This window comes from Lacinutrix iliipiscaria (genome assembly GCF_042686125.1).
In the GTDB taxonomy this organism is placed as follows: Bacteria; Bacteroidota; Bacteroidia; order Flavobacteriales; family Flavobacteriaceae; genus Oceanihabitans; species Oceanihabitans iliipiscarium.
In genome coordinates this window covers 23424-36150 of record NZ_JBHUOV010000007.1, presented here as the reverse complement: position 1 = coordinate 36150, position 12727 = coordinate 23424, and the positions used below count along the sequence as shown (strand labels likewise).

The following is a 12727-nucleotide window of genomic DNA, read 5'->3' as shown; positions in this document are numbered from 1 at the left end:
TAGTATTTTAAATAAGATGTTAAATCACGTTTAGCATGACAATTATTTTATGGAAAAGGATTTATTCGGAAAAGCGTTATTAGATTATCAAAATGGAAAATATACTGAAGACCTTATCACTTCAACAAACATAAGTGATGAAGATGTTTTACCATTACCTTATCTTTTCAGAAACTTTGAAACCATGCCAAAATTAGAGCAAACAGCACTAAAATTGACAAAAGGGAAAGTCTTAGATGTTGGTTGTGGCGCAGGAAATCACAGCTTGTATTTACAAGATAAAGGTTTTACTGTGAAAGCTATAGATATTTCTAAAGGCGCTATTAAAGTTTCAAAACAAAGGGGTGTGATTCACACTGAACAAAAAGCACTTTTAGAAGAAACCGAAACTTTTGACACACTTTTAGTTTTAATGAATGGTACAGGCATTTTTCAAGAATTGCAACAAACTTCTAAATATTTAAAGCATCTCAAAAGCTTGCTTCAACCTAATGGTCAAATCTTAATCGACTCTAGTGATATTAAGTATATGTATGAAGATGAAGATGGTGGCTTATGGATTGACATGAACACTAATTACTATGGTGAACTCGATTACTTCTTAAGTTACAAAGGTGAAAAAGAGGAGCCTATGAAATGGCTTTATTTAGATTTTAACACCTTACTTACAGTTTGTTTGTCTGTTGGTTTAGACTGTGAATTAATTGAAGAAGGTGAACATTTTGATTATTTAGCTAAGCTAAGTATTAAAGATTAAATCCTTTTTCGCTTAATTTATTTACAATAGTTCGGTATAAATCACTACTCCATATTTCAGAGATTTTACTCATAGACTCATTCATAGAATCTTGCGAACCTGTTATTTTTTGTCCTGTTTCACTTCTATAAAACTCGGTTAAAGCTTCTTTATCGGCTTCGGTTAAAGCGCTAGCATCTTTAAACATGTTTTGTCCAGCTTGTGTTGAGTATAATGCATTCATGTTCTTAACATCTTGATGCGAAAAATGACCACGATAAGCAGAAACCATCATTTGGCTTAGTTCCTCTAAAGATTCTTTTTTTAGCAATTTTAATTCATCCCAAACTGAAACAGGAACGTTTTGTGAAGCATATTGTTTCTCTAGCATTGTAAACAGCTGATCGACTACATTTTCATAATAGTCTACTGTACCATTACTCTTGATACATTTTTTCACATCTTCACTATATGCATCGACTTGCGCAAAAGATGCCGTAGAAATAATAAAAGTGATAATAAGGGTCAATATTGATTTCATCTGTTTATTTTATTTTTTTATTTACAATTACTGTGCCACGCCATCAATAAAAGTTTCTAACACCTTAATCGTTGGAACATCCTGAACTGGAATTTTCATAATATCTTTATCTAATATGATGAAGTCTGCTAATTTACCAGCTTCAATACTACCTTTTTCTTGTTCTTCAAAATTAGCATATGCAGCCCAAATAGTCATTCCTTTTAAAGTTTCTTCTCTTGACAAGGCGTTATCCATATTAAAACCTCCCTCTGGAAATCCTTTTAAATCTTGTCTAGATACTGCAGCATAAAATGTTAAAAAAGGACTCACCTGCTCTACTGGAAAATCGGTTCCTAAAGCTACTTTCTTACTTTTTTCAAGTAATGCTTTATAGGCATAAGCTCCTTTAATTCGGTCTTTGCCAATGCGCTCTTCTGCCCAATACATATCGCTCGTTGCGTGAGTTGGCTGAATTGATGGGATGATATTATCGTTTTTAAAATATTCAAAATCATTATCAGTAATAATTTGAGCATGTTCTACACGCCAACGTTTATCGTTTTTTCCTTCTAAAGTTTTCTCATAGGTTTTTAAGACATAACTCACCGCTGAATCTCCGATAGCATGCGTATTCATTTGATAGCCTGCTTTTTCAATTCGCTGAGCTAAATTCTTATAAGCCTCTAAACCAATAACCATTGCTCCATAATGATCATGCTTATCTGAATACTCCTCTTTTAGTGTTGCGCCACGAGACCCTAAAGCACCATCGGCATACACTTTAACCGATTGTACATTTAATTTTTCTGTTTTAATTTTTCCTTTAGACAGAAAATAATCTAAATTTTTAGGTCTATTACTAATCATTGCATAAACTCTTATATTGAGTTTTTTTGCTTGTTGTAAACTATCAATTAACTCTATAACAGGTCTACCTAAGCCTGCATCAGAAACCGTAGTTAATCCTAAATTCGTACATATCGTTTGCGCTTCTAAAAGTGCTGCTATTTTTTCTTCTTTTGTTGGCTTTGGATAAATAGCTTCGACCAATTCCATTGGATTATCAATTAAAACACCTGTAAGTTCTCCTTTTTCTTTTAAAATTTCTCCGCCTTCAACTTTAGTATTTACGGTAATATTAGCTAAATCTAAGGCTGCTTGATTACACAACATCGCATGTCCATCTATTCTACTCAAAGCTACAGGAGTATGAGGATATAATTGATCGAGTAACGCTTTAGTTGGATACTCTTTCTCTTCCCAATCGTTTTGATCCCAACCTCGACCTATGATGAAGGCCTTTTGTCTTTGATTCTGAAAATCTGTGACACGTTTAACGACTTCCACAAAGCTTTCAGTACCCACTAAATCGACACGATGTTGATTTAATCCTAATCCGTAAAAATGGCAATGTGCATCAATTAAACCAGGAACAATGGTTTGTCCTTTTGCATCAATAATTGAATCGGCATCAAACTTACTTTGAATGTCATTATTTTTTCCTACCTCTACAAATTTACCGTCTTTTATGGCGAAGGCTTCAGCAGTTTCAAAATTTGCATTTACTGTATAAATATGAGCGTTAGTGATTATAGTATCGACGTGCTGCTTTTCTTTACTACAAGATAAAGTGATTAATAAAGTGATTAAGAGAAGGTACTTTTTCATCAGTAGAATTTTTGTAAAAATACTAAAAGCGTTCGATATGAACGCTTTTATTTAAGTTTTAGACCAATTTGATGAGATCCTGAAACAAGCTCAGGATGACAGACATATTAAAAATCAAATTTATATGTTGCTCCTGCTAACAACTGAATGCCTTGTACAGGATAATTTTGCCAACGTTGGTAATCCTGATTAGCGATATTATTCGCTTTAAAAAACACCGAAAACCGATCATTTATATGATACCCAACATGTGCATTAGCATCAAAATAACTATCTAAAGTTACTGTTACTGGAGACGTTGGCAGTATTAAACTTGGCATAAAAAACTGATCTTTGCGTTCGCCAACATAAAACAGATTTGCACCTGCAAACCACTGTTTAGTCATTTGATAATCTAAAAACAGGCTTCCTTTAAAGTCTGGTAAATTCCAAGCTTCTGCTTGTTCATCAACATCATACGCAAAGTATTCTGCTTTCAATCCTAAAGTAAAGTTTCTATTGACATCAACATTAATTTCTCCTGAAACACCAAAAGTGGACACATTATCGTAAACAATTCCAAAAGCATTTCCATTCATATAACTTTCATCACCACCAGTCACTTCGTTATTTCTAAACAAGGCTTTATCACTTTCTGCGATGTATTTACCTTTTAAATTATAACTCATATTATTCGACAACTTCCCTTTTAATCCAGCAAAAACATTGTACTGTTGATCAGTTGGTGTGATAAATAAGGTTGGTGATACAAACGGATTTTCTTGGGCAAAATCGTAATAAGAGTTTTGAATTAAATCCCCTTGAATTCCTCCATAAGCAATTAAAATCTCATCAACCAATCTGTAAGAAGCAGTTATATTAGGATAAATAAAGATCTTGTTGTCTCCAAATTCTGAGTCGTTTAAATAGTACAAAGACACCCCTAAATCTAACGTTAAATCCTCTTGAATTAAGCGATAAGTTGGAGACAAACCAATATTGAAATTTCCGTATTTTATTTCTTCTGTTGAAAAATAATTTCGATCAAAACCTCCACCTAAATAATCTAGTTTTACACCTGTAATAATGTTTTGGTCATTTATAGGAATATCAACTTCAAGCTTGGCTTTAAATCTGTTTTCTCCTGAACCGTTATTATCTCCAAAGCGTCTAAACAACAAGCTTCCAGAATTAATATATGTATCTTCAAAAGCGATATCACCACCTAGATGCACACCATAAAATGAATGTCCAACATCACCAATCATATCAGCTGCTTCTTGATCGAATAACACTTCTGGCAAACCATACCAATTATAAAATTGATGCGAAAATCCTGCGGCAACATTCCATGCTAAATCGCGTTCATTTCTTGCATAATTGACATTGATTTTTGAATCTGAAAACCCATCATCTAAAAGCACACCATTAATGCCGCCTTGAGATGAATGATGACTCACATAACCTCCAACACTTTCAGTTCTGTTAATGGCATGATTTAAATATACTTCACCTAAAATTGTGGTGTACATTCCAGCAGCAAGCGTAGCATAATTATCAAACAATTTTGCAGGAGCTTCTTCATCTACATCTGCCGCTTTTCCTTTTGCAGGTGTGAACGTAGAAGCCACTGGAAAAGAAAAAATATTATATTTAATTTCTTTTTTGGTTGTGGTAGTTTCATCATCAAGCGATGGTACTTCTTTCACTTTAAAGGCATCAGATATTGTTGGTGTATAAGGCTTAACCACTTGAATAACATCTGTGTTTATAGTATCATTATCACGTTCTTGTGAAAATCCCAGAGTAGAAACTAGGATGAATACAACAACTAGAATTATATTTTTTTGCTTGCGCATAGCATTCTTTTTAATTGATGACATTAATCTTCAGGAACTATTGATGAGTTAGTTTTGGCTTCTTCGGTTTTTATACGATTTAATTCGGTTTGAGCTTGAGCAACAACATCTTCAAATTCAGGAAAATTATCTATCACACTCTCTAAAATATAAGTTGCTTGAAACGCATCATCTAAAGCATAGTAATTTTTAGCCATCACTACCAAACCTTTAGCACTATAATATTTATAGCCAGAAAAATCTTTAGCTAAACGCTGAATGATTGCATTAGAAGCTTCAAATTTTCCTGCCTTATGTTTAAAATAAGCGTTATAAAATAAAGCTTCTGCAGCAGTTTCTCCAGTTGCAGTCAATTCAACTTGAGCATAAGCTGTTTCAGCTCTATCTTCATTTCCTGTTTTCATTGCAGAACGTGCAATAATAACATGTGCATCGCTTTTAATCTTATTATCTATACTTGATTGATTTAAGACTTTTTCAGCATAAATTACTGCATCAGCATATTGCTCTAACTCATAGTTTGCTTTCATTAAATTAGATTGTGCAAAAACTACATTTTGAGGAAAACTTGCTTCAGCTTCTAATTGCGTAAGTACAGGAATAGCCTCTAACCATTTTTTTCGTTCTGTATAAATTTGAGATAGACGTAATAGTGCTTCTTCAGTGAACTCGCTTTGCGATGCATCAACAACATACTTAAAGTGAGGTGCCGCATTGTCTTTCAACTCATTTTTAAAATACATTTGTGCCACATAAAAATGTGATTGCAATGCGTATAAACCATTAGGAAATTCATTTAAATACCCATTAAACAAACGTATTGCTTCATCCGTATTATTATCTAAATATTTTTTCTCTGCAGCTTCGTATGTCGTGTGGTCTAAATCGGCATCCGTAACTTGTACATAATCTAAAGTCTTCACCCAAGCAGCATACTCATTTACACGACCCAAATCAATATAAATTAATCGTGCTGTAGAGACTGCTTGATTTGCTTCTGGAGTTCCAGGAAAATCATTAGCTACTTTTTTAAACTTTGATAAAGCGGATTCATTTTCACTAGAATTATAATGCACTAAACCTTGACGCAACAATGTTTTAGACACAAAAACACTTCTTTTATATTCGTTATTAAGACGATCATATACTTGCATTGCTTTTGATAAATTTCCAGCTTTCACATAAGAATTGCCAAGTTCATACATGGCGTCATCACGTAATTTAGAGCGTTCATATTTAGAAATAAAGGCTTCTAATTCAGATATTTTTTTGGAAGCTTTTCCAACGTAACCATAGCTAATTGCTTTTTGAAAAAACGCATAATCTGATTCTAAGGCATTTAGTTGAAGAGCTTTGTCGTAAGACTGAATCGCTTCGTTATACTGACTTGAAACGAAATAACCATCTGCCAAACGTAAGTATGCATCATTCAAACGTACTTTATCCGCTTTACTTTTAGCAATAAATTGATTGAAATACTCTGTAGCCTGCGTATAATTTTTTTGTTTAAAGTAAGTGTAAGCTAGATTGTACGTTATGTTTGTATATTCTGGTGTATCTATTGAAGCTGATTGCTGTTGAAACTGTTTAAAACCGACTAAAGCGTCATCAAAATTAGTTAAATTATAATCCGTTTCGGCTTTCCAAAATGTTGCACGCGACGTGTATTTTGCATCTTGCGATTCGCTTAACGATTTGTCAAAATGATTTTTGGCTTCATGAAATTTGTTATCGTTATACAATTCTAAACCACGATAAAAAGTCACTTTTTGATAAGCCACTTTGTTCTCAAAACTCTTTTTACCTTCTAATAATTTTAAGGCTTCTTTGTAATTTTTTGAAGTAATGTAAGAATCAATCAACAAGGTTTCAATGTCTTCTTTATAAGCCGAATCTGGATAAGTCTCTAAATACGCTGTTAAAACTTGTGGCACAGATTGATAAGGGTTACCTATTTCATAACTGATTTTTGCATAGTTTAGCCAAGCGTCTTCTTGAATTTTTAAATCGAAATCCATTTGAGATGCATTTCTAAACGCATTTAAAGCCTCTTGTTTTTTATCAAGATTAACATAGCTTTCTCCCAAATGATAATACGCATTTTGAGCTACGGCATTATTACCATCTACAATTTTGTTAAACTCATTAATTGCTTTTTCATAATCTTTTTGTTTATAAAACGCATAGCCTAATTGGTAATAATCGGTGTTATTCCACTTCCCACGACGACCTTTAAATTCTGTTAAAAACGGAATAGCTTCAGCATATTGTTCAAGATTAAAATAGCTTTCACCAATAATTTTATTAAGTTCTGATACTTCATTTCTATCACTATTTGGCAACTGCTCTTTTGCTAGTTCTATCGCTTTTTCAAACTTCCCTAATTTAAAATGTAAATCGGCTTGATAATAGGATAGTTTTTCTTTGTATTTTTCTTCATCGCTTACTTGATCAAAGTACTCATTGGCTTTATCATAGTCATCGCTTTGGTAAGCCATAAAGCCAATATAGTACTTCGCTTGTGAACCATATTTTTGTGAGTTTTCCACTCGACTCAAATAAGTTTTTGCGGTTTTATAATCATTCGTCGTAAAAGCGACATAACCATTATTAAAATTAAATTTTTCCTTTTCACTTCTAGCCAATCCATCTTCATCTACCTTATCATACCATTTTTTAGCATAGGCATATTTTCCGTTAGTAAAGTAATAATCAGCTACATCTACAAAAGCTGTATTTTTTTTGGTGCTTGTAGGATAATCTTCAACAAAGCGCTCTATTAATTGATCGGCATTTTGTTGATTTAAGCGCACAGCACAATTAGCAATATAAAAGGCACAGTCTGACTGTAAAATATCTGTATCAGCTGTTTTTTTAATTTGATTAAACAGCGATTGTGCAGCTAAGTATTGTTGGTTATTATATAGCGATAATGCTTTTTGGTATTCTACTAAATCACTTGTGTATGTTGCAGATTGCTGAGCAATAGTTTGAAAACCAAGCGCTAAAGCAATCAGAAATATATAAAGGTGCTTTCTAGTCATTAACTACTCATTTTTGTTAAAATCAAAGATAAATCAATATGCAAATCATAACGTTAGAATTTTGTTATAATTATAAACGGAGTTATTAAATATTATATTTTGCATTTGGTGAAGCGTAATCATAAGACGTCATTATTTTTTGAACTTTAAACTTTTTAGTAATACATTTACAACTCTTAAAAACCACTTTATTTTATGTCAAATCCTGTTTTACAATTAAAAGATGTTTCTATTTTTCAAGGCGACAGCTTGGTGCTTTCTGATGTTAATGTAGAAATCAACAAAGGTGATTTTGTGTATCTCATTGGAAAAACTGGTTCAGGAAAAAGTAGTTTTATGAAAACACTTTATGGCGATTTAGCCTTGACAACAGGTGAAGGGCATATTGTTGATTATGATTTAAGAACGCTTAAAGAAAAAGACATTCCTTTTTTAAGACGAAAATTAGGTGTGGTTTTTCAAGATTTCAAACTGCTTACAGATAGAACCATAAATGATAATTTATTGTTTGTTTTAAAAGCAACAGGTTGGACAGATAAGGCCAAAATGGAGATTAGAATTGAAGACGTTCTAGATAAGGTCGATATGAAAACTAAAGGCTTTAAATTCCCTCATGAACTTTCTGGAGGAGAACAACAGCGCGTAGCTATTGCTAGAGCATTACTAAATAATCCTGAACTTATTTTGGCTGATGAGCCTACAGGAAACCTTGACCCTCAAACTAGCATTGAAGTTATGGAAGTCTTACAAGACATTAACAAAAATGGCAATACAATTTTAATGGCTACTCATGATTATGCATTGCTTTTAAAATACCCAAGTAAAACATTAAAATGTGATGAAAATCAAGTGTTTGAAGTGGTACAACGAAAAGCCTAAAAAAACCTCTGCTTTACTTGACGCACAATAGGAAAAGTTAATAGCGTTGTTTTTAAATTTGTACTTTGATGAAAAGGAGACATTAACAACAACAAGCCTATAGCCATAATTGCTGGATACATATTTACATTTAACACAAGGTGTATTCCTAGATGCATACTTATTAAAAACACAGCCCAAACCTTATGTAAATTAGACTTAAAAAAGGCATAGATTGCAAACAATTCTACAAATACTACAGCACAATAAAAAACGTATCCAACATAATAGTGTTCTAAAAACCAAGCGCCAATTACTGGTGGATTAGTCAGTTGGAATTGTTCTATTAAAATGTTTCTAAAAGACAAAGAAGAAAACAAGCTAACATCTTTAGTAAAAAACTCAATAATGCCCCAAAACACCTTCCAAAAACCAGTTAATGCATATGCGAGCAAAGCGAAAAATTGCGCAGAGGCAAAAATAAGAATGGTTTTCTCTTTATAATTTGAGGCTTTATGATTCGGGATTAATGCAAAGCAGAACAGCAGCATTAATACAAGATGAAATCCATGATTTATTTTTCCGAAGGAATTCAAAAAAGCCAAATACAGGAAAAAGACAACAAAGACAAAGACTTTAAGAAATCTATTATTAAAGAAAAAGGTTAATAAAATAAATCCAGATATTAGGCTAATTTGGCAGAACAATGCCATTATTGTAGGTGACACATTTTCAAATAAAAGCATTGGCCACAAAGGATCTATCATACTTTCATTAAGCACATAATTTTTATTAGAAAGTTGAGTAAACATTAAGAATAAGAAGAATATATATGAAAATTTAACGATGTTAGTTATCTTATCATATAATACATCAACAGGTTTATTGAATAGTGAAAACTCACCATTTGCATATTTCCAGAAAAAATGTGATTGTATTTTATCTTTCAAAATGAGTTGTATTATTTTTTACACTTAAAATTTTAACAATGGCTTCAGTACTTTTATAGTCCTTTTCTCTTAAATCGATTGTTTTTTCATAGAGATTAAATTCACTATCATTTGGGAGAATTTTAAAAAAATCGCCTTGATAGGTTTCATTGTTGTCTTTACACTTTAGCATATCATAATAAAACGCCTTAACATTTAAATTCATGTCAACTGTAGAAATATGATGTACGTTATGAAGTTCTAAAATATTTATTGGTGGTTGCAAAATGGAGTCTTTAATTTTGGTCACCATAACATAGGGAAAGTTTAAGGTATTTGGTGTTTTTGAGTATAACGACCATCTAAAAAATGGAAATATTTCTTTATTAGAAGTTGTAAAACGACCAACAAAAGCAAAAACCAAGTATAGGAGTGTCCAAAAAACAACAAAATTTTTATACCATTTCATTTCGTTACAAAGCTAAAGTCTTTAGCTAACAAATGTAATTATTTATTTATAAAGGTTATAGAAGGATTTAAAACCCTAAAAAACGCCAGAAACGTTCAAATAAGTTGCTTTCTTCATCTTCATTTTGATTTCCTGTTTCAACAGTATTCTCTTCTAAGTTAAAATCAATAATAAAAACACCGAAATTATCTAGTGTCTTAGTTTTTGATGGATGTATTGCTTTCATAGGAACAGTAGTTTTAAAATCTATAAGAGTTCCCGTTTTTAAAATGTGATTCAAATTTTCTACATCTCTAATTGTGTAAGTGCTTCCTTCTTTAATATTATATGATGAAAAATCTATTGTAACATCTTGTTCGTTTTTATTAAAAAGCACGACTCTAAATTGATTTGGAACATATTCACTTTTAGTAATGTTAAGAACATTTTCCATATCGAAAGCACCAACATGTAGTCGCTGGCTATTTTCTTCAAACTGAAACATAGATTTCCAGGCTTCGATAGCATAAGTTTTTCCATCAGAAACCCTAAAAGCTCCAGATTTTTTAGTGTAATACTTGTTATTTTTCACTTTCCAGAGATCTGACTTTGCATACTTAAAAACTGAACTATTAAAAAGCGCATATCCTGAATAAACCTTGTTATTGGTAAAGGTTAAAGATTTTGCATATAACAGTCTTAAAGCATTATTTCTGCCTAAAATTATATTATTATTTACCACTACATTTTCAACAGGTGCTTTAAGATAATATCCAATTGTTAAAGACGCTGCGTCACCATTAATTTGATTGTTTTTATAGTTGGTATTATGATATAATATATTATTCTTAACAGTTATATTTTTGGCAATATTAATTCCATTTCTGTCGTCTGTACCAATAATGATATTATCTACTTTTTTAGTTCCAGAAGCAAGTCCGCTATTAAAAACCACATTATTATCTAAAGTTATATTCATAATGTTAGCAGACTTTGCGTTTTTGCTAGCAGACCACACCTCAATACCTTTATAATAATTATTAAAAATAATATTATTCTTTATGATTCGCTCTACATTGCTTTTGTTTTGCACATAAAAACCGACTCCTTTTCCTTGTCCTTTTTCGTTAATTACACCATTATTAAATATGATACAATCTGTTACGAGTGTTCCTCCTGTACTATTCCATGACCCAAAAGCTAAACCAGGATTATTATAAATTTTTATATTAATAAACTTGCAATTCTCTCCTGAATAATGATTAATTCCAGAGACTGTTTTAACGAAATTTTTATCTCTTTTATCTCTAACAAATTCGCCTAACCAAGTCACTTCAAAGTTTTTATAAATCACGCGTCCGCCTTTTACATTTAAAGTCTGTCCATCTAAGGAATTAACATTTCCATTTAAAATGACTCGATCATTTTGGTAGCCACTTACAGTTATGTATTTATTTGTATCTGTACAATTAAGTGAGCTCGAATATCGACCATTATAAATCCCTTCATGGATCCAAATAGTATCTCCAGCATTTACAATTTTGTTTGGCTGATTTAAAGCCGTTTGCAAATCCCAAGGCGATTGCAAACTCCCATTTCCTGTAGGTAATCCCGGAGTTTGTTGGTGATTTTCAGGAAACACATGATATTCTTGTTGTGCAAAGGACAAAACAACTGAACACAGCAACACTAAAATGGAATATACTTTCTTCATATAAACAAAATTACAATTACTGTACCAATAGCAAAGTGATTAGTTAATTTATTGTTAGTTTTGAAAAAATCTAATAGTTATTAATGCTTTCTATATTAATCCCAACATATCATTACAATGTATATCCATTGGCAATGCAATTAGAACAGCAGGCTTTGGTTACAGGAATTAATTATGAGATTATCTGTTTAGATGATGGCTCTTTTTCGCATTTTAATACAGAGAATCAAAAAATAAATACACTTGCCAATTGTAAATTTATTGAAGCAAAAAAAAATAAAGGAAGAACTGCAACTAGGCAGAAACTAGCAGAAATTGCTCAGTATCAATGGCTTTTATTTCTAGATGCTGACACCTTACCAACTCATTCTGAATTCATTAAAAACATTTTAACCGAAATAAATTCAGATATTGATATTATATTTGGAGGAATTGTTTACGAGACGACCAAACCAAATAAGGACAAATTACTAAGATGGCATTATGGCAAAGCACGTGAAAGTAAATCCGTTTTTGAACGTCAAAAAGCACCTTATACTTCTATTATATCAGGAAGTTTTGTGATAAAAAAAGACTTATTCATTAAAGTGAATCAGTTGCTGTTACAAAATGCTTATGGATTAGACATTTTATTTACTGCGCATTTAAAGGGTTTAAATGTAAAGGTTAAGCATATTAACAATACGGTTTATCATTTAGGTTTAGAGACAAATGAAGATTATTTAAAAAAAACAAAGAAAGCATTAGACACCTTGTACCAATTAAAAAAAAGCAAAGCCATTCGTTCTAACGCTACCAAGCTTCTTAAAACTCATAGCGTTTTAAAAACTTTAGGATTAGCTTCAGTTTTTGGTAAGCTTATAAAAAATAAAACCCATAAAATTGAACACCATTTAATGAGTTCGTCTCCAAGTTTGTTTTTATTTGATTTATATAGATTAGGCTATTTTTGCAGTTTAAAATTTTAAT

Annotated in this window: 10 protein-coding genes; 3 read left to right on the top strand and 7 right to left on the bottom strand. The window is 31.7% G+C overall.

Features of this window, described 5'->3' with window-relative positions; all coding sequences use genetic code 11:
* The first annotated feature begins 49 nt into the window (after positions 1 to 49).
* A complete protein-coding gene (locus tag ACFS5M_RS10640; RefSeq protein ID WP_183488788.1) occupies positions 50 to 757 on the top strand; it encodes a class I SAM-dependent methyltransferase in 708 nt (235 codons plus the stop codon).
* On the opposite strand, the gene ACFS5M_RS10635 is transcribed toward ACFS5M_RS10640, so the two are convergent.
* The 4 genes from ACFS5M_RS10635 to ACFS5M_RS10620 all read right to left on the bottom strand — a co-directional run bounded on the left by ACFS5M_RS10635 (position 747) and on the right by ACFS5M_RS10620 (position 7809).
* A complete protein-coding gene (locus tag ACFS5M_RS10635) occupies positions 747 to 1277 on the bottom strand; it encodes a DUF2059 domain-containing protein (protein ID WP_183488791.1) in 531 nt (176 codons plus the stop codon). The two genes, ACFS5M_RS10640 and ACFS5M_RS10635, sit on opposite strands and share 11 nt — an antisense overlap.
* Positions 1278 to 1304: 27 nt before the next feature.
* Positions 1305 to 2927: an amidohydrolase gene (locus tag ACFS5M_RS10630; protein ID WP_183488794.1), complete on the bottom strand. Its 1623-nt coding sequence runs from the start codon at positions 2925 to 2927 to the stop codon at positions 1305 to 1307.
* Positions 2928 to 3034: 107 nt separating this feature from the next.
* Positions 3035 to 4765, bottom strand: a complete 1731-nt coding sequence (locus ACFS5M_RS10625; RefSeq protein ID WP_183488797.1) for a TonB-dependent receptor — start codon at positions 4763 to 4765, stop codon at positions 3035 to 3037.
* A gap of 23 nt (positions 4766 to 4788) precedes the next feature.
* A complete protein-coding gene (locus ACFS5M_RS10620) occupies positions 4789 to 7809 on the bottom strand; it encodes a tetratricopeptide repeat protein (protein WP_183488802.1) in 3021 nt (1006 codons plus the stop codon).
* A gap of 195 nt (positions 7810 to 8004) precedes the next feature.
* Here ACFS5M_RS10620 and ACFS5M_RS10615 point away from each other — a divergent pair, with 195 nt between their 5' ends.
* Entirely contained in the window at positions 8005 to 8688 is a 684-nt protein-coding gene (locus ACFS5M_RS10615) for a cell division ATP-binding protein FtsE (protein ID WP_183488805.1), read from the top strand.
* Here ACFS5M_RS10615 and ACFS5M_RS10610 read toward each other — a convergent pair.
* The 3 genes from ACFS5M_RS10610 to ACFS5M_RS10600 all read right to left on the bottom strand — a co-directional run bounded on the left by ACFS5M_RS10610 (position 8685) and on the right by ACFS5M_RS10600 (position 11758).
* Complete coding sequence (locus tag ACFS5M_RS10610) at positions 8685 to 9617, bottom strand: hypothetical protein (protein WP_183488808.1); 933 nt, start codon at positions 9615 to 9617, stop codon at positions 8685 to 8687. The genes ACFS5M_RS10615 and ACFS5M_RS10610 overlap by 4 nt on opposite strands.
* Positions 9607 to 10065 carry a hypothetical protein gene (locus tag ACFS5M_RS10605; RefSeq protein WP_183488811.1) on the bottom strand — a complete coding sequence of 153 codons (459 nt, stop codon included), beginning with the start codon at positions 10063 to 10065 and terminating at the stop codon, positions 9607 to 9609. Before ACFS5M_RS10605 ends, ACFS5M_RS10610 begins: the two co-directional genes overlap by 11 nt.
* 67 nt (positions 10066 to 10132) lie before the next feature.
* On the bottom strand, positions 10133 to 11758 hold the full coding sequence (locus tag ACFS5M_RS10600; protein ID WP_183488814.1) for a hypothetical protein: 1626 nt from the start codon (positions 11756 to 11758) through the stop codon (positions 10133 to 10135).
* A gap of 83 nt (positions 11759 to 11841) precedes the next feature.
* Between ACFS5M_RS10600 and ACFS5M_RS10595 the strand changes: the two genes are divergently transcribed.
* Positions 11842 to 12726, top strand: coding sequence for a glycosyltransferase family 2 protein (locus ACFS5M_RS10595; RefSeq protein WP_183488816.1), 885 nt, complete (start codon positions 11842 to 11844; stop codon positions 12724 to 12726).
* Position 12727 lies beyond the last annotated feature (1 nt).